General features: G+C 36.7%; 20 protein-coding genes, 1 pseudogene and 1 other annotated feature. Of the genes and pseudogenes, 2 read left to right on the top strand and 19 right to left on the bottom strand.

All coding sequences use genetic code 11. The features are described 5' to 3' along the window. Nucleotides 1-21: 21 nt before the first annotated feature. The 3 genes from polX to zapA all read right to left on the bottom strand — a co-directional run bounded on the left by polX (nucleotide 22) and on the right by zapA (nucleotide 2622). A complete protein-coding gene (polX, locus tag JL53_RS06835; protein WP_038407173.1) occupies nucleotides 22-1728 on the bottom strand; it encodes a DNA polymerase/3'-5' exonuclease PolX in 1707 nt (568 codons plus the stop codon). A gap of 88 nt (nucleotides 1729-1816) precedes the next feature. Continuing rightward, entirely contained in the window at nucleotides 1817-2359 is a 543-nt protein-coding gene (locus tag JL53_RS06830; RefSeq protein WP_003719450.1) for a CvpA family protein, read from the bottom strand. Further along, complete coding sequence (gene zapA, locus JL53_RS06825; protein ID WP_003747168.1) at nucleotides 2359-2622, bottom strand: cell division protein ZapA; 264 nt, start codon at nucleotides 2620-2622, stop codon at nucleotides 2359-2361. The genes JL53_RS06830 and zapA overlap by 1 nt, the downstream gene beginning before the upstream one ends. Before the next feature lie 154 nt (nucleotides 2623-2776). Between zapA and rnhC the strand changes: the two genes are divergently transcribed. Further along, the gene (gene rnhC, locus JL53_RS06820) at nucleotides 2777-3703 is read left to right on the top strand and encodes a ribonuclease HIII (protein ID WP_074673799.1); all 927 of its coding nucleotides are present in this window, start codon (nucleotides 2777-2779) and stop codon (nucleotides 3701-3703) included. A 38-nt stretch (nucleotides 3704-3741) separates the two neighbouring features. Here rnhC and JL53_RS06815 read toward each other — a convergent pair whose 3' ends face one another. From JL53_RS06815 to JL53_RS06760, 12 genes and pseudogenes are all read right to left on the bottom strand, one after another. Then, nucleotides 3742-4416 (bottom strand): uracil-DNA glycosylase, encoded by a 675-nt coding sequence (locus tag JL53_RS06815; RefSeq protein ID WP_003719447.1) that lies wholly within the window; start codon nucleotides 4414-4416, stop codon nucleotides 3742-3744. A gap of 120 nt (nucleotides 4417-4536) precedes the next feature. Next, nucleotides 4537-7737, bottom strand: a complete 3201-nt coding sequence (locus JL53_RS06810) for an MMPL family transporter (protein ID WP_038407171.1) — start codon at nucleotides 7735-7737, stop codon at nucleotides 4537-4539. A 15-nt stretch (nucleotides 7738-7752) separates the two neighbouring features. Beyond that, entirely contained in the window at nucleotides 7753-8205 is a 453-nt protein-coding gene (locus JL53_RS06805) for a MarR family winged helix-turn-helix transcriptional regulator (protein WP_003719445.1), read from the bottom strand. A gap of 90 nt (nucleotides 8206-8295) precedes the next feature. Next, nucleotides 8296-11706, bottom strand: a complete 3411-nt coding sequence (locus tag JL53_RS06800) for an ABC transporter permease (protein ID WP_038407170.1) — start codon at nucleotides 11704-11706, stop codon at nucleotides 8296-8298. Nucleotides 11707-11719: 13 nt separating this feature from the next. Continuing rightward, nucleotides 11720-12421, bottom strand: coding sequence for an ABC transporter ATP-binding protein (locus JL53_RS06795; RefSeq protein WP_003719443.1), 702 nt, complete (start codon nucleotides 12419-12421; stop codon nucleotides 11720-11722). Between the two features lie 119 nt (nucleotides 12422-12540). Continuing rightward, on the bottom strand, nucleotides 12541-14949 hold the full coding sequence (pheT, locus tag JL53_RS06790) for a phenylalanine--tRNA ligase subunit beta (protein WP_038407169.1): 2409 nt from the start codon (nucleotides 14947-14949) through the stop codon (nucleotides 12541-12543). Continuing rightward, a complete protein-coding gene (gene pheS, locus JL53_RS06785) occupies nucleotides 14949-16001 on the bottom strand; it encodes a phenylalanine--tRNA ligase subunit alpha (RefSeq protein ID WP_038407168.1) in 1053 nt (350 codons plus the stop codon). The genes pheT and pheS overlap by 1 nt, the downstream gene beginning before the upstream one ends. Before the next feature lie 45 nt (nucleotides 16002-16046). Further along, nucleotides 16047-16278, bottom strand: a binding site (T-box leader). A gap of 332 nt (nucleotides 16279-16610) precedes the next feature. Continuing rightward, nucleotides 16611-16790, bottom strand: a complete 180-nt coding sequence (locus tag JL53_RS06780) for a hypothetical protein (protein ID WP_003719439.1) — start codon at nucleotides 16788-16790, stop codon at nucleotides 16611-16613. 51 nt (nucleotides 16791-16841) lie between these two features. Further along, nucleotides 16842-17684: an IS3 family transposase gene (locus JL53_RS06775; RefSeq protein WP_038407167.1), complete on the bottom strand. Its 843-nt coding sequence runs from the start codon at nucleotides 17682-17684 to the stop codon at nucleotides 16842-16844. Between the two features lie 14 nt (nucleotides 17685-17698). Next, a complete protein-coding gene (locus tag JL53_RS06770; protein ID WP_003719437.1) occupies nucleotides 17699-17977 on the bottom strand; it encodes a transposase in 279 nt (92 codons plus the stop codon). A 762-nt stretch (nucleotides 17978-18739) separates the two neighbouring features. Further along, nucleotides 18740-19212 (bottom strand): annotated as a pseudogene (gene tnpA / locus JL53_RS06765) (IS200/IS605 family transposase). A 175-nt stretch (nucleotides 19213-19387) separates the two neighbouring features. Next, entirely contained in the window at nucleotides 19388-19711 is a 324-nt protein-coding gene (locus JL53_RS06760) for a winged helix-turn-helix transcriptional regulator (protein WP_014092610.1), read from the bottom strand. A 159-nt stretch (nucleotides 19712-19870) separates the two neighbouring features. On the opposite strand from JL53_RS06760, the gene JL53_RS06755 reads away from it, so the two are divergent. After that, complete coding sequence (locus tag JL53_RS06755) at nucleotides 19871-20230, top strand: DUF6054 family protein (protein ID WP_038407166.1); 360 nt, start codon at nucleotides 19871-19873, stop codon at nucleotides 20228-20230. A 44-nt stretch (nucleotides 20231-20274) separates the two neighbouring features. On the opposite strand, the gene JL53_RS06750 is transcribed toward JL53_RS06755, so the two are convergent. From JL53_RS06750 to JL53_RS06735, 4 genes are all read right to left on the bottom strand, one after another. Continuing rightward, entirely contained in the window at nucleotides 20275-21033 is a 759-nt protein-coding gene (locus tag JL53_RS06750; RefSeq protein ID WP_003719433.1) for a TrmH family RNA methyltransferase, read from the bottom strand. A 25-nt stretch (nucleotides 21034-21058) separates the two neighbouring features. Then, nucleotides 21059-22138 (bottom strand): M42 family metallopeptidase, encoded by a 1080-nt coding sequence (locus JL53_RS06745; RefSeq protein ID WP_038407165.1) that lies wholly within the window; start codon nucleotides 22136-22138, stop codon nucleotides 21059-21061. 112 nt (nucleotides 22139-22250) lie between these two features. After that, entirely contained in the window at nucleotides 22251-23264 is a 1014-nt protein-coding gene (locus tag JL53_RS06740) for a glucosaminidase domain-containing protein (RefSeq protein ID WP_038407164.1), read from the bottom strand. 271 nt (nucleotides 23265-23535) lie between these two features. Next, nucleotides 23536-24405 carry a glucosaminidase domain-containing protein gene (locus tag JL53_RS06735; protein ID WP_077916411.1) on the bottom strand — a complete coding sequence of 290 codons (870 nt, stop codon included), beginning with the start codon at nucleotides 24403-24405 and terminating at the stop codon, nucleotides 23536-23538. Between the last annotated feature and the right edge of the window lie 203 nt (nucleotides 24406-24608).

The raw sequence follows: 24608 nt of genomic DNA, 5'->3' as shown, positions 1-24608 counted from the left end.
AGTCATCCTTCTTTTTCAAAGTTATTTATTCTGTAAAAATTGTTTAAATTCGGCCGCTGATTTTGTATTAAGTACCATGGACTTGTCTAACCATGCTTTTTTAGCAGCACGAACGCCAAGTGACATGAAAGCTAAATGTTTCGTATCATGTGCATCGGTGTTAATAGCTACTGGGACACCTGCTATTTGCGCCATTTCTAAATGTTCTCGGTTTAAATCAAGTCTTTGCGGATTCGCATTAAGTTCCAGTGCCGTTCCAGTATTTTTTGCTAGTTCAATTAGTTCTTTCATATTAACATGATATGGCTTTCTTTTCACGATAATTCTTCCAGTTGGGTGCGCGATCAATCTTACATAAGGATTTTCACATGCTGTTTTTAAGCGTTTCATAATATCTTTTTCTGTTTGTCCAAAACTGGAGTGAATCGACGCAATAACAAAGTCAAGTTGCTCTAGTGTTTCGTCTTCAAAATCAAGCGAGCCATCTGGTAAAATGTCCATTTCAACCCCAGAATAGACATCAATTTCCGGATAATTAGCAGCGACTTTTTTGATTTCAGCTTGTTGTTCAAGCAATCTTTTTTCATCTAGTCCATTGGCGACACGTAAAAATTTACCGTGATCAGTAATAACCATATATTCGTAACCCTTTGCAATACAAGCTTCAATCATTTCTGGAATCGCATATGCTCCATCAGACCAAGTGGTATGCATATGCAAGTCCCCGCGAATATCATCTAATTCAAGAAATTTAGTGTCTTTTTTGACGCGTTCGATTTCTGAACCATCTCGACGAACTTCTGGTGGTAAAAACGGAATATTGAAATGCTCAAAAAATGCTTCTTCTGATTCAAAATAGCGCATCGTTCCGTCTGCTTGCTCCACACCGTATTCACTAATTTTTTCATTTGATTGCTTTGCCAGTTGACGCATTTTGATATTATGATCTTTTGACCCGGTAAAATGATGTATCGTTGTGGCAAAAGCTTTCTTTTCTACTAAGCGAAAATCCACTGAAATGGTAATATTATCTTCTAAAACTGCAGAAACTTTCGTATCACCAGTAACATCAGTAATCAATGGGAATTCGAGTAAAGCTTTTTGAACTTTTTCTGGTTTTTCTGTCGCAATGACATAATCTAAATCTTTCACCGTTTCTCGTAATCTTCTGAGACTTCCAGCTTGAAGAAAAGTATCAATTTCTTTGATTCCAGCTAAATATTCTTCAACTTTCTCGATTATTGGTAGAACATCATTTAGTGGGTATCTATCTGGTCGTTCACCCATTTCTCGCACTGCTTCTGCCATTTTCTCTGCTGATTTTTTGCCAAATCCTTTTAAAGCTTCTATTTGGCCATTTTCTACTTGTTCTAGTAAAGTGGTTTTATCGGTTACTCCTAGTTCGTGATAGAGTCGAGATAATTTTTTACCACCAAGACCTGGAACCTCAAGTAACGGGACTAATCCAGCAGGCACTTCTTTTTTTAATTCAACAAGTTCTGGGCATTCTCCAGTTGCTAAAAAATGTTGGATAATTTCTCCAGTTGTTTTTCCAATTCCACTAATTTTTGTAAAATCATCTATTTCAGTCAAACTCCGACTGTCGAGCTCAATTGCTTGGGCAGCTTTTCGGAATGCCGATATTTTGAAGCTATTTTCTCCTTTTAATTCCATGTAAATAGCAATTTCTTCTAACAAATGTATAATTTCTTTTTTATTTCCAACCATGTTTATCCCCCCGTAAAGTCATTAAAAATACCAGCGTAATCTTATCCAAAATCGGCTAAGAATGTACATCTGGTATCTGTTGTTTCTTTTATTTTGGTAAAATGTCAGTCATCCAATCATAGAATTGCATGGATAATATTGGTGTGTTTTCAAGTATCCACTGGGCAATACTCGAACCATGTAACACGTTTTCCGTCCAAGTCGCTGGATAAACAGCCATAATAAACAAAGCAACAAAAATAAATAAGTATGAGTTAATTACACCAATAACTGCTGCAAGTAAACCATTGATTTGTCGCAAAATCGGAATTTTAGTAAGTCCACCTGCAAGGGAAGCTAACATATGAACGATAATAATCGCCACAATAAAAATAATCACGAAGCTTAAAACATTATAATAAGCTGATTCTGTTCTAAGTTCTTCTAATATAGTAGAAAGTCCATTTGTACTATCCACGCTTGGATACGGGATAAAAGTAAGATGTGGCGCTAAATCTTCGTAGTATGTATACGAAACAAAAAATGCCAAAATGTACCCTACTAATAAAATAAGTTGTTTGATTAGCCCTGCTCGAAATCCTGCAAAAAAGCTACAAACAAGTATAATTAAAATAATCGCATTTAAAATCATTAATCTCTTCCTTTAATACGAGCTAGTTCTTCTTCCAACTCTCTGAATTTTTGTTCTAGTTTTAAATAATCGTGGGTTGCATTCACTGCGGTTAGGACAGCGAGTCTTCCACTATCGAGCGCATGGTTTTGGGAGCCGATTTCGTGCATTTTTTCATCGACCTCGCGAGCTACTTTTCGTAAGTGATCTGCTGTTTCTACTCCAACAATGGTATATTCTCGACCGTAAATCGTTGTCACTACTTTATTTCTCTCATTTGCCACGTAAAATTCCTCCTCGCCCAAGTTCATTTAGGACGCTACTTGTCATAATCTTATCACGAAAAAGCTGGAAAGAAAAGAGTCAACTACCCGCTTAGATGATATTCAGTCTTTCGTCGTAGTATGTTACAATAGAACTTTGAAAGGATGATGCTTTATCGCAAATACAGTTATCTTAGTTAACCAAGCAACAATGGAAAAAATGAAACAAACTTATCTCCCCTTTTCAAGTGCTAAACTTCCACCGGGTGCCGTTTTTGCAGCTAAAAAGCCTGGTGTTTCGATTACAGGATATAAATCATTAAAAGTGATGTTTCAAGGTGTAAATGGAGAAGCTGAAGCAAAAAAATGGGTTGCGACTCTTCCAACAACTACAAGTAAAACTCCAAGCGTATCAAAAGGTGTACTTCCCGCTAACTTTACTAGTAAAAATGTGCTTGGTTCTGATGAAGTTGGCACTGGAGATTTTTTTGGACCAATTACGGTTTGTGCTGCTTATGTGGAAGAATCCATGATGCCACGTTTAAAAGAACTCGGTGTGAAAGATTCGAAAGCAATGAAAGATCCAGAAATTTGTCGCATTGCCGAGAAGATTATGCCAGTTGTTCCGCATAGTGTCTTACTTTGCCCAAATCCAAAATATAATGAAATGCAAAGTCGTGGTATGAACCAAGGTCAAATGAAAGCTCTATTACATAACCGCGCACTTGAAAATGTCTTAAAAAAAATCGCCCCTACGAAACCTGAGGCAATTTTAATTGATCAATTTGCGGAAAAAAATATCTACTATCGTTATTTAGCAAAAGAACCAACCATTATTCGCGAAAATGTTTTCTTCGCCACCAAAGCTGAAGGATTGCATCTTTCTGTAGCAGCCGCTTCCATTATTGCGCGTTATAAATTTGTGCAAGCTTTTGAAGAGATGTCTCGTGAAGTAGGGGTTCCACTACCAAAAGGAGCTGGGCCTCATGTCGATACAGTTGCAGCAGAAATTATCGAACGTTTCGGGATGGAGACGCTGGCCAAATACACGAAAAAACATTTTGCTAACACCGAAAAAGCTTTAAAGATTGCTAAAAAATAAATGAAACAGCTCGTCAAGCATTAACGAGCTGTTTTCATTTATATAGAAGGAATTTGCCAATCAATTGGTTTAACACCAAAATTCTCCAGAAAAATATTTGTTTTGGAGAAGTGTTTACAGCCTATAAAACCTCGCGAAGCAGAAAGTGGACTCGGATGAACGGATGTGAAGACTTGATGAAGCGGATTCGTCAACAGTTGCATCTTTTCTTTTGCATTGTTTCCCCAAAGTAAAAATACGACAGGCTCTTCTTTTTGATTAATAAATTCAATGATCCGATTTGTCAATATTTCCCAGCCCTGTCCGCGGTGAGAATTTGCTTGACCGGCCCGAACAGTTAATACGGTGTTAAGCAGTAGCACACCTTGATCTGCCCAGGGAATAAGATAACCATTGTTTGGAATATCACAATTCAAATCATTCTTAAGCTCCAAATAAATATTTTGTAATGATGGTGGGATTTGTACGCCTTTTTGGACGGAAAATGAAAAACCATGTGCTTGGCCACTTCCATGATATGGATCTTGACCTAGAATTACGACCTTCACATCTTGGTAGGATGTATGTTTTAACGAATTAAAAATATCATACATATCCGGAAAAACGGTTTTTGTTTGGTATTCATTTTTGAGGAATTGGCGTAGTTTTAAATAATAAGACTTGTTAAACTCATCTTTTAATAACTCATCCCAGTCATTTCCGAGTGCTATCATTTGTTGTTTTCCTCCCTTAATCATTCATCTCTATACAAGTATCATAGCAAAATAACCCGAATTTTCCAAACCAAATTAAAAGCCGCACTTGTAAAATTGAAGTGCGGCTTTTTTATTTAGTTATTTTTTCGGTGGTACGTTTTCTTGATGGTCTCCTTTTCTAGTAATAAATGGCCACCAGTTACCGCGACCGAATAATTTTACCATTACTGGAACAAAGAGTGGTAGGATGACGACAGCGTAAAGGATGAGACCGATAAGAACTACCGTCGCAATTTCTAATAGGGAAAGTACTCCTGCTGGCATCATTGCGGCGAATGTTCCACCGAGAATGATTACTGCTGAGAAGATGACTCCACCCATATTTTTCATTGCTTTAATCATCCGTTCACGCACTGGAAGTCCATTATATTCGTTAAATCGTGACATGAGGAAGATGGAATAATCTATCCCGAGTGCGACGAGTACCACGAATCCAAAGAATGGAGTCGCCCAAGTTAAACCACTATAGCCGAGAATTCGCATGAAAATGATTTCTGCAAACCCAAGTGCGGCGAAGTAAGTTAGTACCAGTGAAGCAATTAAATAAAGAGGCATTACTAGTGAACGTAATACAATCACAAGAGTCACAAATACACTTGCTAAAACGATAACGAGTACTAAGTGATAGTCCGCAGTTGACATGTCACGTGTATCATAGTTGGTGCTCGTCATTCCACCAATTCCAATCTTAGCATTCTCTAATTTAGTCCCTTTCATACTTGCATCTAACTGGTCGTTGATGTCATCAATCGAATCCATGGCGGCATTAGAGTAGGGGTTTTTTGTTAACACAACATTAATTGTTGCTAGTTTTCCGTCATCGGATATATATTGATCTAATACTTTTTGGAAGTCTTTATTTTGAAGCAATTCTTCTGGTACATAGATTCCAGAACTAGCATATGGAACCTTAGACCAATCGTTGATAAGACCGTTAGCTGTGTTTAGACCATTTTGTACTTTGCCTAAACCATCTGCTCCAGAAGTTAAGCCATCGGTAAGTTCGCCCATTTGTCCAGTAATTCCAGAAAATCCATCTTTTAATGTGCCTTGTCCTGCTGCAATTTGCGATAGGGCACTCGAGATTTCTGGCATTTTAGCAACTACTTGGCTTTGACCATCTGCAGCTTGATTTAAGCCTTGCTCTAATTGATCAAGTCCTGTTTCGATTTGACCAAGCCCAGAATTAAATGCGTCAAGTCCCGTCGAAATTTGTTTGGATTGTTCATTTAATTGGTTCATTGCAGTAGCAAGTTGTTGAATTCCTTGGTTCAATTCGGTCATTTTTGATTGTAATGCCGCCATTTGTTTTCCTGCAGCTGTTTTAAGCTCGGTTCCTGCTGTTTGTAGCCCTTGAATATCAGTCGCTAATTGCTGGAATTTAGGGTCATTTCTAACTTCTGGATGTGCAGCTGCAAAAGTTTGGAATGAATCACCAATTTTTTTGAACTGTGCTTCTAATTTAGATGTATCAATTGCTTGTGAATTAGGATTCTCAAAACTTTTTAGTTGATTTGCTACATTTTGGAGATTTTTTTGAATTTCAACATAGCCAGCTTGAATTTGCGCTTCCCCGTTTTGTAAAGTGGTGAGTTGCGACCTTGCTTCAGCCACGCCTTGTTTTAGATCCCCTGCTCCACTTGCGCCACTTTCAATACCTGTTTGGATTTGCGTAAGGGCACTTTGAAGTTGATTTACACCTTGTTGTGTAGCGACGGTTCCTTTTTGTAAATCGTTAATACCTTGGACAGCTTGGTCAAGTGCTGGTTCTGATTTTTTTAATTCAGAACTAGCAGAATCAAGTCCTTCTTTGACTTGGCCAACGCCATCTGTGGCTTGATCGACCCCATCATTTACTTGGCCAGCTTGATTGTTAATATAAATATCATCCACGCGTTTCCCGGCTGGCCGTGAAGCACTCATGACCATATCCACACCTTTTAAGTGGGATAAATCAGCAGAAATTTTTTCGATTTGCGCAATATAGTCAGTGGTTCGCATATCATCATCATTTTCGATAAAGATTTGTGTTGGTGCTACTTGACCGGCTCCAAAACTATCCGAAACAATTTCAAATCCTTTTTTTGATGGATATTTATCGCTAATTTCATCGAGTGAGTTAAAGGATTCTGTTCCAGTATGAAGTAAGATTGGTGGTAAAGTAATGGCAGCAACTATTAGTAATGCAATCCACGGTCTTCTAAAGGTGAATTTACCAGCTGCTCCCCATATTTTATTTTCTTTGTGGCTAATGTTTTTATTTAATGGCCAGAACAAATGCGTTCCAAGCGTACTCATGAAAAATGGTACTAGTGTATAAAGTGAGACAAGTAAGACAATAATTCCGACTCCTACTGCTACTGCAGAACGATATAACTCAAATTGGACAAAATAAAGCGATGTAAATGCAACTAAAACTGCAACCCCACTATAAATTACTGTTTTTCCTGCTGTACGATACGTTGCATGAACAGCTTCCTGTGGATTTAGTCCAGCGCCCATTTCTTCCTTAAATCGACTCATCAAGAGTATACAATAATCGGTTCCTATCCCAAACATGATACAAACCATAAATATCTGCGTATACGTGGAAACAGGGAAATTAAAGAGATCTATTAAAAAGGCTACCGTACTTTGCGCAACGAGATAACTTATCCCAACTGTAATTAGCGGAATAAATGGCGCCACAGCAGAGCGGAATACAAGGAATAATACGACGAGAATAAAGACGACAGTAATTCCTTCCGTTTTATGTAAACCATCTTCGGAACCTTGGATAACATCTTCTTGTATTAGTTTATTTCCAGTTAAATAGGTATCTACTCCTTTGATATCCATTTTTTTATCTAAATCGGTACGAATACTTTCAACAGAAGCATCTGAATCGTCTACTGTTAAAGTGGCTACCATTGTTTTCCCATCTTTAGAAAGAAATTTATCTTTTAATTCGGGCTGGTTAAAGCTTGATAAAACATTGGTTACATGAAGTTCTTCTTTATCTGCATCAATGGAATCCAATGATTTTTCGATGTTGTTTAATTCTGTTCCAGTTAATTTATGGTCGGCCGTATAAACAGCAATATAAGCGGAACCTTTGTCATCTGGATTATGTTTCTTTTGCATTTCTGTAGCAAGCGACGACGGATAGCCATCTGGTAATTTAAGTTCCCCTTTTTCGCGCACAAGATCAGCCATGGGCGGCGCAATTAACATCAATACAACTGCAGCTACAAGCCAAAAAGCTAAAATAGCCCAGCGCAGTTTTAAAATCCATTTCATGCCAAATCTCTCCTTTTATCTCCTAGTTTGAATGACTGACTTGGTGATTTTTTCATATAGCATTAAAAATTGTTCGCTATCTTTTTCTCCTAAAATTTCTAACCATTCATTGACTAGATTTTCTAATTTCTGTTCACATTCTTGATAGATTTCCTTACCTTTTTTCGTGATAGTTAAAACAATGGCTCGCTTGTCTTTCTCATTTTTCTCTCGTCTGATATACCCTTTTTCTTCTAGTTTTTTGAGTTTTGGAGTGACGGCGCTTTTATTTACAAGCAAGCATAAAGCTAAATCGCTAGCACTAATTCCATCGTTCTCGGCAATCTCTCGTAAAACAAAAAACTGCTCAATCGAAATATCTGCTGTATTGATGGAAAGTTCTGATATAGCTTGATGGATTTGAGTTAATGCAAATATGTAGGTTTGTTGATAGCTATGAATCAGCTGTTTTACTTTTTGTTTTTCCAAATAAAGTTCACCCCTTTAACTATTTTTTAAGTTTAGTATTTTTTGGAATGTTAGTCAAATAAAATAACCTGCTAAAAAGCAGGTTATTTATTACTCCACTGATTTAAGTGCTTCAATCATATCAATTCGTTTTAATTTGATATGCATGACAATCATAACCACAGAGGCAAATACTAAAGTGAGAATGCTGGAAAATAGATAGCTCGTCCAATCAATTGCTGGACTGAACATCATTTGGTCAACTTCTGCCGTCGTAATAATGAAGCGATGTAAGAAAAAGCCGAGTACAAATCCTGTGACAATTCCCATTAAAGTCAAAATAATATTCTCTCGGTATACATACATCGTGACTTCTTTTGGATAAAAACCGAGCACTTTAATAGTCGACAATTCTCGAATACGCTCGGACACGTTGATGTTTGTTAAATTATATAATACAACAAAAGCGAGTAGTGCAGCTGAGGTGATTAGTACGACAATAACAATATTTAAACTATCCAATGTATCCGTCAACATCGAACTTACATTGTTCGAGAAGGTTACATTTAAGGTTGATTTACTGTCTACTAGTTTTTCTGCAAAGTCAGTTTCTGTCTTTTGCGAAGTATCATTTAGCATTAGCAAGTCTAAATTATAAACAGGTTTTTCATCAAAAATTTGCTGATAATAACTTGATGTCATGTAAAGATAATGCATTGCATAGTTTTCGGTGATAGCACTAACTTTAATAGTAAATTTATCATTATGGGCATTTTTGACAGTGATTTTATCGCCTGGTTTTATGTTATATAATTTAGCCAGTTTTTCACTAATAATTGCCCCGTCATCGGTGAGTTTTTCGGTTGTATGACTTGCCCGGTCGCGAAGAACGATATAATCTGGTAATTCATTTAAATTTTTCGGGACAATAATCGACATTGCTTGCGCCGATTGACCAGACTTGACAGCATCCATATTCGTTTGGGCGATTGGTAGTTTGCTATCCACATTCGGGTCATCTAGAAGTTCTTTATAGGTTTCTTTAGCAGTTTTTGGTGCACTCATATCTTGATAAACTGCCGCATCATACTTCATGATTTCTCCGTACTGCATCGTTGCAATATCACTAATTGAATTTCTAAGACCAAAACCTGTTAGAATCAAAGCTGTACAACCTGCAACACCAAGAACTGTCATTAACATCCGCTGTTTGTAGCGGAAAAGATTCCGAGCAGTTACTTTACTTGTAAAATTCATTCGTTTCCAAATAAAGTTCATTCGTTCTAAGAAAATTCTTTTGCCGACTTTTGGTGCTTTTGGTCGCATTAAGGTAGCTGAATTTGCCCGAAGTTCCGAACGACAAGCAACATATGCAGTAAATGTAGTACATAATAGTGCTACAAATAAAGCCAATAGGCTGTAACTCCAGTAAAAAGCTATATCCACTGATGGCATTTCATACATTGATTTATAGGCATTAAAAATGATATTTGGGAAGAACTGAAAACCAATTAAGATTCCCACTATACTTCCAAGGATACTCGCAATCGAACCGTAAACAAGGTATTTTAAAATAATGCTACCATTGGAATAACCAAATGCTTTTAAGGTTCCAATCTGTGTTCTTTGTTCTTCCACCATTCGAGTCATTGTTGTTAAACAAACGAGCGCAGCAATTAAGAAAAAGAAAATTGGAAATGCTGTTGAAAGTGATGTTAAGCGATCAGCATTTTCTTTGTACTCACTATAACCTGGATTATCATTTCGATCTAGCACATAATATTTAGGAGATTTTAATGCATCTAGTTTCTCCTGACCAATTTGGACTTTTTTCTCTGCCTTCGAAAGTTTGATATCTGCTTTTTTCTTCTCGGCCGTAAATAGGTTTAGATTTTTTTCGTATTCGGCTTCTGCGGCATTTAGTTTAGTAAGCGCATTTTGTAGTTCCACACGCCCGGTTTCTTTTCCAGAAGCTAATTCATTCTTGGCAGAAGCAAGTTTTTTCATCCCTGTTTGATATTGTGCTAACCCAGTTTGATAAGATGCTTTCGCGGTCTGTAATTCTTGGTTTTTCTGAGCAAGTGTTTTAGCACCTTGATCTAATTGACGTCTTCCTTTATCTAATGCAGTTCTAGCAGTTTGATATTCTTGTTCTGCGTTAGCGACTTGTTCTAGTGCCGTATTTAAAGCAGCGCGAATTTCAGCATCCGTAATGTCACCATTCTCGTAGTCGTCCATCAATCTATTCAAGCTTTCCTTATAATCAGCCTTCTCGCTCTCTGAAAGATTTAACTCTGTCCCTACCATGTTAAAAGCATTCGTTAAGCTATTTCGGTCTAATTCGTAATCGGCTAGATCCGGTTGGCTTAATGCATTTTCTAATGTCGATCTTGCATTACTCAGGTAACTATTAACGCTATTTAAAAGATTATTATTCGCTTCCCACCTAGCTTGATTTTCTTTCAGTTCTTCCTCTGTTTGTAAGAGAGTTTTTTCTCCCTCCGCAATTTGAACCTTAGCAGCATCGAGTTTATTTTTGGCATTTGCAAGAGCTTGTTCTCCGGCAATAATCTCTGCCTCACCTTGCTTTATTTTCGTTTCATAGCTTGCTTTAGCAGTATTATATTCGGTAACACCCGCGCCAATTTGTGCTTTTGCATCTGCTAGTTTAGCTTCATTTCTCTGCAGTTCTGTCCTCGCATTTTTGATTTCGTTTGTTGCATCGTCAAGCTTTTTTTGTTCTGTTTGTTTGATTTTTGCCAAACGATTTGCTGGTTGATCTTTGATAGCCTTTTCAATACTTGCTTTATCTTTTTCTTCCGTAGAAATATATTCATCACTAAAAGCTTTTTCGTCAGCTAAATTTTGAAATGTTATATTGGCAACTGTATATTCTGGCAAATCAAAATCTTGTGCTGGGATAACTCCAAATGCATCCGTTTTTCCTTTGCCAACAGTGCTTGAGCCACGTTCGGCTTTTTGAATATAAGATGGTGACTGAACAAATCCAACTACTTTATAAGTTGATTCAACTAATGTATTGGTTAAGTTGTTGCCATCATTATCCACAAAAGTAACTTCATCGCCTAGTTGAACATTTTCATGCATCGTTTTATTGTTATCAAGTGCGATTTCTCCTGATTTCTCTGGTAAATGTCCGCTTACTATTTTGTATTCATTTAGCTTCTCTTTATTTGATATGGAGTACAATTTAGTAACGATATTTTTGTCTTTCATGAGTGTATCCGCGGTATAACCGAGTTCCACTTCTTCAACACCAGCAATGGATTCTAATACATGTTTGTCGGTTTTATCTATCCCATAGGTTGATTGTACGCGAAAGTTGGCTAATTCGTATTTACTAAAATAATTGTTCGCTGTCAAAAGCATATCTGGTCCTGTTGCTTTAAGGCCGGAGAAAAAAGCAACTCCAAGCATAATCAACATAAAAATGGAGATAAAACGGCTTTTTGAATGCCAAATTTCACGGAAGATGTCTTTCCATAATGCTGTACGTTTCACTAGTTGCCCCTTCCTACCATTCTAAGTCGTCAATAGACATTGGCTCTGGATTTTCTTTAATACTACGAACTTTTGCATTATTAATTTCGATAATTCGGTCCGCGATTGGCGTAATGGCTGTATTATGTGTAATGATAATAACTGTTGTACCAGTATTTTTGCAGGTTTCTTGCAAAAGTTTTAAGACTGATTTCCCGGTATCATAATCCAGTGCACCAGTTGGCTCATCGCAAAGTAATAGTTTAGGTGCTTTTGCAAGAGCCCTAGCAATTGCGACTCGTTGTTGTTCTCCACCAGAAAGTTGTGCTGGAAAATTATCTAATCGATGACTTAAACCCACTTGATTTAAAACCGTTTCTGCATCTAGAGCATTTGGTGCTATTTGGGCAGCTAATTCGACGTTTTCTTTGGCAGTTAAGTTGGGTACTAAATTATAAAATTGGAATACAAAACCAACATCCGTACGACGATATTTAGTTAATTGTTTGGCATTATATTGAGCAATATCTTGGTTATCCACCATGATTTTCCCCTCACTAGCGTTGTCCATCCCGCCTAGAATATTTAGTACAGTGGATTTACCTGCACCAGAAGGACCAACGATAATAACTAACTCCCCTTTTTTTATGCCAAAAGTTATTTTATCATTTGCTGTGACAACGTTTTCACCCATTTGATAGTATTTGGATAAATCTTTCATTTCTACATAGGTCATTTTTCCCGTCCTCTTTTGTGTGCCTTATTGAACATTATACCATGCATTATTTCATTAAGTGAAGTAAAAAATAGAACTAACCAGCAGGAAAATTTCTCCATACAGGTTAGTTCTTCTGATTAACGAATAACCGCGTTTAATTTTTCTTGCAACGCATCTACTACTTTGTTGGTTGCTTTTTGTACATCTTCTTCGACCAGTGTTCTTTCGCTATCAAGGAAAGTTAACGTATAAGCTAACGATTTTTTGTTTTCGCCAAGGCTTTCTCCTTCAAAAATATCAAATAACTCGATATCCACTAATAACTTACCACCATGCGCTTTAATTACTTCTGCAATAGTCGCATGATTGGTATTTTTATCTACTAGTAAAGCTAAGTCGCGAGTCATTTCTGGATAGCGAGGAATTGGCTGATAAACTACTTTTTCTTTGGCAGCTCCAAGTAAAGCTTCTACGTTCAATTCAAATACATAGGTTTCTTTTAAATCAGCATTTGCTTCTACAGCCGGATGAACTCCACCCAAGTAACCAATTTCTTTTCCTTCTATATAAATACTTGCGGTTCTTCCAGGATGTAGTTCTTCTTTCTCTGTTTGTTTCCATACTAACTCTGCTTTTATACCTAATTTTTTCACTAAACCTTCGACAATTCCTTTTAGGACAAAAAAGTCTACTGGCTTTGGTGTTTTTTGCCAGTCCGCCTCGTGCCAGTTGCCAGTAATTAATCCGGCCAAATGCTCTTGTTCAATTGGTAAATTATCGCCTTCTGTTGCATAAAACACGGTTCCCATTTCGTAAAGTGCCACGTCCATATTTTTACGGGCAATATTATAACTTGCACTTCGAATTAATTGTGGTACGATACTTGTTCTTAAATGGCTATGTTCTTCACTCATTGGCATCGAAAGTGCAACTGTTTTTTCATTGGATAAAGCTAAACGAGTCGCATCTTTTTTAGAAGTGAGCGAATAAGTTAATGCCTGGTTAAGCCCAGCTCCTTCTAAATAAGCACGCATGACACGACGAGCTTTTTGGCTATCCGATAAGCCACCAGTTGTGCTCGTTGCAGGAAGTGTAACCGGAATTTCATCGTAGCCATAAATACGTGCTACCTCTTCTAAAATATCGGCTTCGATTGTAATATCCCAACGTCTAGATGGTACTTCAATCATGAGTGTATCTTCTTTTACTTCAAGTACAAAGCCTAGTCGATTAAAAATGGTTTCGATTTCAGAAAGTGTAATAGCTGTTCCTAAAATGCGATTAATCCGAGTTAAGCTTGTTTCGATTTTATTGATTGCTTTTTCACGGTTATCTACTTCGACAACACCACCTACAAGCGTTCCTCCGCTCAGTTCAGCGATAAGCGCCCCACCATGAGCAAGTGCTTTCTCTACTTTAAAAGCGTCAGATCCTTTGTCATAACGAATGCTTGCTTCTGTACGTAAATATAATTCTCTGGAAGCTTTACCAATAGAGGAGCTACTGAAAATAGCGCCTTCTAATGCTACAGTTGTTGTATTTGCTGTAACTTCAGAAGACTCCCCGCCCATTACACCTGCAATGGCAATCGGATCGGTTCCATTAGTAATAACCGTATGACCGGCTTGAAGTTTACGTTTTTCACCATCTAAAGTAGTTATTTCTTCTTGTTCTTTGGCAGAACGAACAATAATTTTTTTACTACCAATTTTGTCGTAATCAAATGAATGAAGTGGTTGACCATATAATAAATTGATATAGTTAGTAACATCGACTACATTATTGTGTGGACGTATTCCCGCTTTCATTAGTTTCGTTTGTAGCCAAAGCGGTGATTCTTTAATCGTAATATTTTCCACCATTTTGATGGCATAATAAGGTGTTTCCATAGGATTTTCCACTTCTACCGTTAAAAAAGAATCTGCTTTTCCTTTTTCAGATACATCGGGTTGAGTTGGTTGTGCTGGTTTTTGGTGGATAATTGCCCCGACTTCATGCGCTACCCCGGTCATACTTAAGGCATCTGCACGGTTAGGTGTAATCGCCATATCCAAAATTGCATCATCTAGACCAAGTAAACGAATAGCACTCACGCCTACTTCTACATGTTCAGGTAACACATAAATCCCCTCCGCATAAGCTTTAGGGACTACTTTACTTTCAAAACCCAATTCTGCCAGTGAACAAATCATTCCTTCTGATACTTCGCCGCGTAATTTAGCACGTTTGATTTTAAGTCCACCAGGAAGTCTTGCGCCTACTTTAGCAACAATGACTTTTTGTCCAGCTGCCACATTTGGAGCCCCGCAAATGATTTGCACAGGTTCTGCTTCATCTGTTTGAACGATACATTTATTTAGTTTTTCTGCATTAGGGTGCCGTTCGCATGTTAAAACTTCTCCCACAACAACATTTTTCAAACTAGCGCTTAATTCTTCCACGCCTTCAATTTCGATTCCAGTTCTGGTAATTGCTTCTCCTAGCTCTTCTGCTGATAACGGGAACTCTTCAAAAAATTCTTTGACCCAATTATATGAAACTAACATTAGATTTCCCCCGTTTCTGTGCTTTGAAATTGTTTCGTAAAGCGTAAATCATTCGTATATAAATGGCGAATATCATCCACCGCATATTTCAACATAGCCACACGTTCTGGCCCAAGCCCAAAAGCAAATCCACTATAACGCGTGGAATCAATTCCCGACATTTCAAGCACGTTTGGATGAACCATACCACTACCTAAAATTTCAATCCAACCAGTTCCTTTACAGACACGGCAACCTTTTCCACCACATTTGAAGCAAGAAATATCCATTTCAACAGAGGGCTCTGTGAATGGGAAAAATGATGGACGTAAACGAATTTCACGGTCTTCTCCAAACATCGTTTTTGCAAGAACAGTCAATGTTCCTTTTAAGTCTGCAAAAGTAATATTTTCACCGACTACGAGTCCTTCAATTTGAGTAAATTGGTGCGAATGGGTCGCATCATCATTATCACGACGGTATACTTTCCCCGGACAGATCACTTTAATTGGTCCATTTTTAAAATCATGTTTTTCCATTGTTCTTGCTTGTACAGGTGAAGTTTGCGTGCGTAAAAGCGTGTTTTCTGTAATATAAAAACTATCTTGCATATCACGAGCTGGGTGATCTTTTGGTAAGTTTAATGCTTCAAAGTTATAGTAATCTAGCTCTACTTCGGGGCCTTCTGCAATGGCATAACCCATTCCAATAAACATGTCTTCCATTTCTTCAATGACTTGTGTGAGTAAATGAGCAGTTCCGATACTTGGATGCGTACCTGGTAAAGTAACATCGATTGTTTCGGATTTTAATTTTTCATTGATTGCTTCTTTTTCTAAAATTTCTTGTTTGCTTGAAATCGCTTCGGTTAGAGCTGTTCTAACTTCATTAGCGAGTGAGCCCATTTTTGGACGTTCTTCTGCTGAAAGTTTCCCCATTTGTTTCATAATTTCAGTCATTGGCCCTTTTTTTCCAAGGTATTTCACTCGTAAGTCGTTCAATGTTTTTAAATCTGTTGCCACTGCAATTTGTACTTCTGCCTCACTTTTCAGCGTTTTCAATTGTTCTAACATACCGTTCACTCCTTCTTTTTAGACAAAATAAAAAAGCTCTATCCACAAAGGGACGAGACTTCTCGCGGTACCACCCTAATAAGAACAAATAAATTGCTCCCACTCAAAATTTTGATAACGGCTTAGTAACCGATCCACCTTCACGTCAGATACGCTTCCCAGTGGCGACTCCAGAGCTGAAATGTTCGCAAATTAGTCTGTAAAGTGGTTTTCAGTCTATGACCACTTCTCCCTATTACAAACATGCTTTGTTACTTTTCTCTTTCATTGTCTTTTGATATTTAGATAGTTTCTATTATAGTATGGTTCAGGCAAAGATTCAAGTTAAAAAAATTCTAGAAAACATAAACATAGGTTACAAAAAAATTTTGATAGATAGTTTAGTTAACTCGTTTGAATGATTTTTTTAATAGATATCTTTTGTTTGAAAAGATTATTTATAGTAGTGTTTTCTTGTAGAATTTTGATAACATGGGTTTTCAGATATGTTTTTCTAACGAATATACTTTTGTCTATGATAAAGTCATTCGGCATAGAGACATTCCACCTGTTGATTAATTATACACGGGAATGTCTCTATTGGTATTTGAAATGTATCGGTATCTATTCTTACAAAATATATTTAACTAGTAGTTTTTTTTTTGCTCTTAGTCCTAAAATCATAATTATTAAACCCATTATAAATCCTAAAATCATATAAATAGAATCAACTATATGAAAAGCGAAAAGTATAGCTGGTATAATAAAAATTAACTGACCTAAATAAATAACAATTTTATAGTTAATCATTTATCTCATCCTCCTTCATATTCTTATTACTTGGACAAAAATAAATAGAACTTAATTCGCTTTTCTTTCAAAATCGTTTGGTGTTAAGTAGCCTAAAGATTGATGAATACGCTTTGTATTATAAAAACCATAATTATAGCTAAATACAGCTTGATACACATCGTTAATGTGCTGAAAATCAAGCCGGTATAATTGTTCTCGTTTAATACTGGCGTGGTAAGATTCGATTTTTGCATTATCATAAGGATAACCTGCCTTACTATAAGAAACTATCACGTTATTTTCATTTAGTAAATCGCGATAGCTACCCGCGGTATATTGGCTGCCACGATCAGAATGCAGTAAAGTGATACTGGGATATTTTTCTAAAACTGCCTTTGTATGACCATCTACAAAGGTGCTATCCATTTGTTTTCCAACACCAAAATGAAGGACCTTTCGGGTAAAGGCGTCTAAAAATGTAATGACATACACCCATTTATCTTTTTGCGTCCATACATAGGTCATATCCGTTAATACATGCGTTCCTGCGGTTGTCGGTTGATTTGTTTTTATTTCATTTGTCAGGAGTTCTTCTTGCTTCGTACCCTTCTTAGATCGCCATTTTTTAATATAACAACAACGTAGTTGTAGTCTTTTCATATCTGCTGAAATCGTTCGAACCGTCACCATGATTCCTTCTTTTTGTAACAAAAACTGTAACTTTCGAGCTCCATAAATCTGCTTATTTTCATAAAATAACGCTTGGACACGTTTCTCCCTTAGTTTTCGTGCCCGCTCTCTTCGGCTTATTGCTCTCCTTTTGTATTCGTAGTACGTAGATTTCGCTAATTTAATCATTTGTAACAAGGATCCTAGTGCATGCATCTCTCGGTGTTTTTCAATCCAAGCCACTTTTTCTGAACCCCTTAGTTTTTCTTTTTCTCCGTGAAGATGCTGATACACTTTTTTAAAATCTCATTTTCCTCTTTCAATCGCTGGATTTCTTTTTGCATCTCCACATGCTCTGTCGCCAACTCTGGACGATTCTGTTTTTCTTCTTTTGTTTGCTTATTTTTAATCCATGTATAGATGGTTGCTTTTGCAATGCCATAATCTTCTGATAAAGTTTGCACGGAAGTGCCAGCTATATACAGTTCTACAATTGTTTCTTTAAATCTGGTGTCCCATTTCCCTAGCTTTCTCATTGAACAAATTCCTCCGATGTTTTCGATAGGTTTTATTCTATCATCTTTTGTCCAATTTTAATTCTACACCCATATACATTCTCTCCTGAAATCGAAAAAACAGAAAAACTAAGAAAAATAATACCAATCATAATAAATAGTTTTTTCATAATAAAAGCCTCCATTTTTTATATAGTCTAACTATTTAAAATTAACATATAATTAAAAATATGTCTGCAAAAAATATATTTAAATTGTACATTCTATTCGCAAAAAAAAAGCTTCAATTGAAGAATTAACTTAATAATTTCGATTAATGTGATAAAAATTATTTTATGTCAAATGATATTTTATTTCGCAACTTCAATGCATTGATTTTGAGATTATTGTTTTTTTGGTAATAAGTTCTTCTAACGAATGAAACATTTATCTATGATAAAATCGTTGATCACCAATTCGTTGTGATTGTTCTGCTATTCCATTTTACTAAGAAAAAAAGACACTTGATTTTAGAAATAGATTGTACTCTTACAATCACGGAGGGTGGGACATAACTAAATCTCAGCAATAAAAATCGGAAAATAGAAAAGCAGAAATCATTGTATAGAGCCATTTCAAAAAATGGAATAGACATAATTTCTGCTTGTTTTTCATTTTAGAGACCCTTTTGTCCCAGCTTCTTGTTCTTCAGCTGAAAGCCTCTCTTTACGACCTAAGCCTAAAGGCTTTCTGAATGGTTCGCCTTTTGTACCACATTCTCATCCAAATTCTACTAGAATTTAGTTAGTTTTTTCCACGTATCTTTTTTCCAGTAAACGGGTCTACCTCTTCAAATAAATTTAATTGGTCCATTTGGTAGTCTTCCCTAAGTTGATTTCGGATGTAGTCTTCTATCGTTCTTTGATTTCTTCCTACCGTATCTACATAATACCCTCTACACCAAAATTTTCTGTTTCCATATTTATATTTCAAATTAGCGTGTCTATCAAATATTATCAAACTGCTTTTTCCTTTTAGATAGCCTACAAAGGATGATACGCTTATCTTTGGAGGTATCTCACTAATAAATGAATAGGATCTTTACATGCATTAGCCTCATGAATAATCACAGCTTTCCGCTCACATAATAAACGAATAATGGTTCCTATACTCGCTTTGTATCTACCATAGATAATCTGTCTCCTATATTTTGGTGCAAAAACAAGATGATACTTACATTTCCATACTGTATGTGCTAAACTTGAATCGTCTTTCATGACATAGCCTCCTTATGCTTTTAAATGTGGTTGGCGAACCTCATTTATCTTAGCATTTTATGGAGGCTTTTTTAATACCACGCTAAAGCTCTCTGGAACCACAGGCTAAGCCTGTGGTTTTCACAAGAATATAAAAAATAATCCCTCCATTTGTGGTGGAGAGATTATCCTTCATTTAATTTGCTACTTCCACCCATTTATCAGCCCAGCACTGAACTTCAAGCATGACTTCTTGGAGTGCTTTCCCTTTTTCAGTTAGTTCATATTCAATGCGTACAGGAGTTTCTGGATAAACTTGTCTTACGCAAATATCCATTTCCTCAAGTTCCTTCAAACGCTCTGCAAGCACCCGATCACTCATTTGTGGGATTTCGGCAGCAACTTGTTTAAATCTCTTCGGACCAGTCAGTAAGACATTAATGATAAGTCCTGTCCAGCGTTTACCTAACAATTGGAACGCCGATTCAAACTTCGGACATACAACATGTGCATCAGTCATAATTCTCACCTCTCAGGATATTGTAACATATTTATCAACAGAAAGTAACTAATTAATATTATGTTGCTTATATTTAGTAAGTTAATAGCTTGTTTGACCTATTTCTTCAATTAACTTAAACTATAATTAAAATCGCCGATATAAAGGAGGTCCTTTCTTATGCCATCTAGTCGTTACATTGTAAAAACAGATGTGGCTGAAACTTTTGAAATTATTAAACAAGGTCAAGTAGGTTCTAATATTGTATTTTCGGAACTTCGAACATTTGATTTTGGCGAACTAGCAACCATTGCTTGTGAGAAATACTATTTTCGTTCCTCTAATCGAGCAGCCTTATTTGTGAATATAAATAATTTTCACGGTGAAACAGAAGTAACCATTATCTCAACCGGTAGCTCGAATGGCTTTTTCTCAGGGATTGATTGGGGCGCGGCTTTTGATTATATGCATAGTGTCGTGGCCGATTTAAAGCGAGTCGCTATTCGCGAAGGAGCAATGGAGAAAGACAATGAAATTTAAAAAAGTGGTCGCTAAGTTATTGAAAGCTTAGCGACCACTTTTTCTTATTTTCTTAAACCATACAACAAAATCCCCGCGGCTACAGCGACGTTCAAAGATTCGCTTTTGCCATAAATTGGGATATATACTTTTTCAGAAAGTCTGGCTTGTAATTCTTCGGAGATTCCTTTTCCTTCATTGCCGACTATTAAAGCAAGTGTATCTCGTTTTGAAATATCATTTAAGGACTTAGCCTGCGCATCAAGCACTGCACCAATTACTGGAACACCTTCTTCTTCTAAGTTCGCAATCCAATCAAATAAGTTTGCTTGAATGACAGGAATATGAAAATGACTACCTTGAGTACTACGAATTACTTTTGGATTATAAAGATCTGCGCTACCACGACCAAGTATTACCGCATCGTATCCAGCTGCATCTGCTGTTCGTATCAGTGTCCCGACATTCCCAGGGTCTTGAACAGCATCCACTAATAGTAATTTTTTTCCATATAGTAACATCATATCCGGCTCAGTCGTAGCAACTACCGCAAATACACCTTGTTCTGTCATTGTTTCACTAATAAAATGACTGATTTCTGTGCTAATCTCAAAAACATCATAATTTCCTTTTAGCCACTCTTCTGGAACAGATACATCTTTTGAAACAAGTAGCTCTACTACAAGTCCATCTTGGTGCAATGCTTCCTCCACTAAATGAAAACCTTCCACCAAATAGGTGCCTGTTTTATCACGGCCTTTTCTTGTTTGTAATTTTTTCCATGTTTTCACACGGTCGTTTTTTACAGATTGAATCTGTTCCATGAAAATTTGCCTCTTTTCTCGAAACTCAACCTAGTCGAATTTCTGTTACTTTTTCTTGATCTAAACGTTTGACTACTTCGGTAATTAGTTTTACCGCATTTTCGAAATCATCGCGATGTAACATGGATGAATGCGAGTGAATGTAGCGGGTTGCAATTGTGATGGATAAGGAAGGGATTCCATTACCCGTTAAATGAATCGATCCGGAATCTGTTCCTCCCATTGGAATTGCTTCGAACTGGTAAGGAATAGCTAATTCATCGGCTACATCAGTTACAAAGTCACGAAGACCAGCGTGTGCAACCATCGATGCGTCATAGATGACAATTTGCGGACCTTTGCCCATTTTGCTCATTGCTTCTTTCTCTGTTACACCAGGTGTGTCCCCAGCGATACCAACGTCGACACCAAAACCAATATCTGGTTGAACGAAATGTGCCGCTGTTTTTGCACCACGTAGACCTACTTCTTCTTGAACTGTTCCTACACCATATACCACATTTGGATGCTGTTCTTTTTGTAAGTTTTTAAGTACTTCGATAGCGATTGCAAGTCCAATTCTGTTATCCCATGCTTTCGCAAGTAAAAATTTCTCGTTTTTCATTACTGTAAAATCAAAAGCGGGAACAATCATGTCACCAGGACGAATTCCGTAACTTTCTACTTCGGATTTATCTACTGCACCGACATCAATAAACATGTCTTTAATGTCAAATGATTTTTGACGTTCTGCAGCTGTCATCACGTGTGGTGGTTTAGAACCAATCACTCCGATAATTTCTTCTCCTGCACGTGTTACAATCGTTACTTTTTGTGCTAGCATTACTTGAGAAACCCAACCACCAACTGTTTGAAATTTGATGAAACCTTTATCGTCAATTTGGCTTACCATAAAACCAACTTCATCCAAATGACCAGCTATCATAATTTTTGGTCCCGCCTCATTACCAACTTTTTTCGCAATTGCACTTCCTAAACCGTCTGTTTCAAAACTATCAGCAAGCGGCTCAATATACTCACGAAATACATTTCTAACTGCACGTTCATTACCAGGAATACCCTTCGCATCAGTTAACGCTTTTAACATCTTTAATTGTTCATCCATATAAATAACCCCTCCTTATAAACTCCTTATCCATTATAACAGTTTCTACTAAAAAAACCTGTTAAAATGCAAAAAAAGCCGAGATGGACTCTTCAGCTTTTTGAAAACATTTTTACCAAGCGAATGATTGAATACTCAACAATGGTGTGTTTTTCACTAGCTTTCCTTTGTGCTCTTCTTTTACTAGTCTTGTTTTATGAAGTTCTGTAGTGTCCACAGTCATATTGATTACTAAACGATTTTGATCATCCGTTTTTAGAAGTGATTCTAAGGTTGGCGAATAGTCTTCTGATTGGTAAAAATTCTTAATAGAGGTACTTTCTATCCAACCGATAGACTTACCATTTTGATGAATATGATACCATAAAATATTCGAATCAGGGAGTTTCACTTCTTGATTAATAGAAACTTTTCGACTACTATATTTGGAAACTTTTTCTATTGGCTTAGCATCTTTTGTTCCACTTGGAGCGGACCAAATAAAGCTATTATCAATAGATGCTACTTCTCCTGCAGCTTTGATTGCTTTTTCGGATACAGGTTCACTATAAACCATATCATATTTAGTTAGATTTGCTTTTTTTATTAGTTCGATTAATTTTGCTGCATACTCTGGATCAGAGGAATATCCCGTTTTTCCAAGTGCTATCGCAGCTTTTTCAAAATCAAATTCTTTGATTAAACCAGCATATAAGTTTTTGTTCCAAGATGGACCATTAACAAATAAAAGCGCATGGTCATTTAGTGATTCATACCAACTTGGATATGCTCGGAATTTAGCATCTGTTCCAACCCAAACAACACCATTGTGCTCTTTAGTTGGCAGCTTAATAGAAGCTCCTTTGTAAGCTCCTTTAATACCAAATAGATTGTTACCGTCTTTTGCGAGCTTGCTTTCTCCCCAATTGGATTCAAGGATTGCTTGCGAAATAGTAATACTGGCTAAAATACCATGTTCTTTTTGTACTTTCACTGCATGCGGCGCAATCTCATTAATAAACTTCTCTTGCTTGGAAGTTAAGCCGTCCTCTAGACCAGCAGCTTGGCTATGGAGTGGTAATGCACATAATGTAATTGTAAGTCCAATTCCAATTGTCACCAAATGCTTCTTTGCGAGTTGTAACATAATGATCCTTTGCACATCCTTTTTGAGTTATCCTTCTAGTTTTTTTGCTTAACTAGAAACCAGTGTCCTTTAAACAACCACTTTATTCTATCAAAAGTTTCTTGTAATACACATTACTTTTAGGTGACATATATTACAAAACGTGGCAGTATTTGGTATTTAAGTTGTTTGCTTTGGTCGCTTTTTTGCAAATAAAAAAGAAAAAGACTACATAAAGGACTATTTGCCTATAAATAAGACAAGCCTTTTTGCGTCTTTTTCCGTTATTTTGCTACTTTTTTTCAATTAATTCTTGCTTTACCCAGCCAATTGGCTCGTCGGTTACAGCAATTTGATACCATGTTCCACTGTCTGTTTTTGCTTCACGCAAGAGTTTTAAATCTTCTCGTTTATAGTAGTTAATTTCTTCTACTTTTTGCGCACCGGATAATCCATATGGTCTTGTCCATATGGCACCTGAAACATCCTCTTTTACATTACCATAACCAGTTGCTTTGGTATCATAATAGACTTTATCATCGATTCTATCATATAGTTGTAAATCATAGTTTTCAATGATAGTCGTTAATTTCTCTGCATAGTCTGGGTCCGTTGCATAGCCAGCTGCTTGTAACTCTTGTGCGGCTTTTTTATAATCGTCAGCTGCTACAACACCATTGTATTTGTCTTTGTTCCAAGTAGTTCCATTCAAGAAAAGTTTTGCATGTGCATCGAGTGACTCATTCCAGTCTTTATACTTTCGGAAGTTAGCATTTACTTCAATCCAATTTCCATCAACAAACTCTTTTGTCGACATGGTTATGAGCGGCTGCGGTGATTTTCCTTTAACACCGAATAAATTATTCCCTTTCTGTGCTAAATCACTCTGTCCCCAGTCTGATTCTAAAATTGCCTGCGCTAACGTGATACTGGTTAAAATGCCATGTTTTTCTTGAATTTCTTGCGCGTGAGGTGACAGTTCATTTAGAAAATTTTGCTCTTTGGAATGAAATGCTGGATCGGGTTCTGGGGCTGTCATAATTAAATATTGCTGTCTAACAACCGAAGCAATGACTCCTACTAAAACAATAAGAACTAGTACTCCTGCTATTCCAAGTAGTCTTTTTTGTTTTTTCTTTTTTGATAGTTTTCGATATTTCAGATTTCGTCACGCCTTTCTATCTACGAATCCCCTGATGATTTTAGAATACGTTACTTTTACCACAATTGCAATCCATCTAGTGTTCATTTAAGAAATCTTAAACTTTTAAAAAAATTACTTTTCTTCTATATAAATGATACTAAGCCTAACCTCACTTTGAACATGCTTTACTTTTCAAAAATAAATTGTTATACTCTAGCGGA

The organism is Listeria ivanovii subsp. londoniensis, assembly GCF_000763495.1.
Lineage (GTDB): Bacteria > Bacillota > Bacilli > Lactobacillales > Listeriaceae > Listeria > Listeria londoniensis.
This window is presented reverse-complemented; position numbering and strand designations above follow the sequence as displayed.

What these genes read in the sequence shown, in the direction of transcription:
- pheT (WP_038407169.1), bottom strand. Translation starts at nt 14,949, where the DNA reads ATGTTAGTTTCATATAATTGGGTCAAAGAATTTTTTGAAGAGTTCCCG.
- JL53_RS06750 (WP_003719433.1), bottom strand. Translation starts at nt 21,033, where the DNA reads ATGGAACAGATTCAATCTGTAAAAAACGACCGTGTGAAAACATGGAAA.
- JL53_RS06740 (WP_038407164.1), bottom strand. Translation starts at nt 23,264, where the DNA reads ATGTTACAACTCGCAAAGAAGCATTTGGTGACAATTGGAATTGGACTT.
- JL53_RS06795 (WP_003719443.1), bottom strand. Translation starts at nt 12,421, where the DNA reads ATGACCTATGTAGAAATGAAAGATTTATCCAAATACTATCAAATGGGT.
- JL53_RS06815 (WP_003719447.1), bottom strand. Translation starts at nt 4,416, where the DNA reads ATGATAGCACTCGGAAATGACTGGGATGAGTTATTAAAAGATGAGTTT.
- JL53_RS06780 (WP_003719439.1), bottom strand. Translation starts at nt 16,790, where the DNA reads ATGATTAACTATAAAATTGTTATTTATTTAGGTCAGTTAATTTTTATT.
- JL53_RS06770 (WP_003719437.1), bottom strand. Translation starts at nt 17,977, where the DNA reads ATGAGAAAGCTAGGGAAATGGGACACCAGATTTAAAGAAACAATTGTA.
- polX (WP_038407173.1), bottom strand. Translation starts at nt 1,728, where the DNA reads ATGGTTGGAAATAAAAAAGAAATTATACATTTGTTAGAAGAAATTGCT.
- JL53_RS06755 (WP_038407166.1), top strand. Translation starts at nt 19,871, where the DNA reads ATGCCATCTAGTCGTTACATTGTAAAAACAGATGTGGCTGAAACTTTT.
- JL53_RS06810 (WP_038407171.1), bottom strand. Translation starts at nt 7,737, where the DNA reads ATGAAATGGATTTTAAAACTGCGCTGGGCTATTTTAGCTTTTTGGCTT.
- pheS (WP_038407168.1), bottom strand. Translation starts at nt 16,001, where the DNA reads ATGTTAGAACAATTGAAAACGCTGAAAAGTGAGGCAGAAGTACAAATT.
- JL53_RS06760 (WP_014092610.1), bottom strand. Translation starts at nt 19,711, where the DNA reads ATGACTGATGCACATGTTGTATGTCCGAAGTTTGAATCGGCGTTCCAA.
- JL53_RS06830 (WP_003719450.1), bottom strand. Translation starts at nt 2,359, where the DNA reads ATGATTTTAAATGCGATTATTTTAATTATACTTGTTTGTAGCTTTTTT.
- JL53_RS06745 (WP_038407165.1), bottom strand. Translation starts at nt 22,138, where the DNA reads ATGGATGAACAATTAAAGATGTTAAAAGCGTTAACTGATGCGAAGGGT.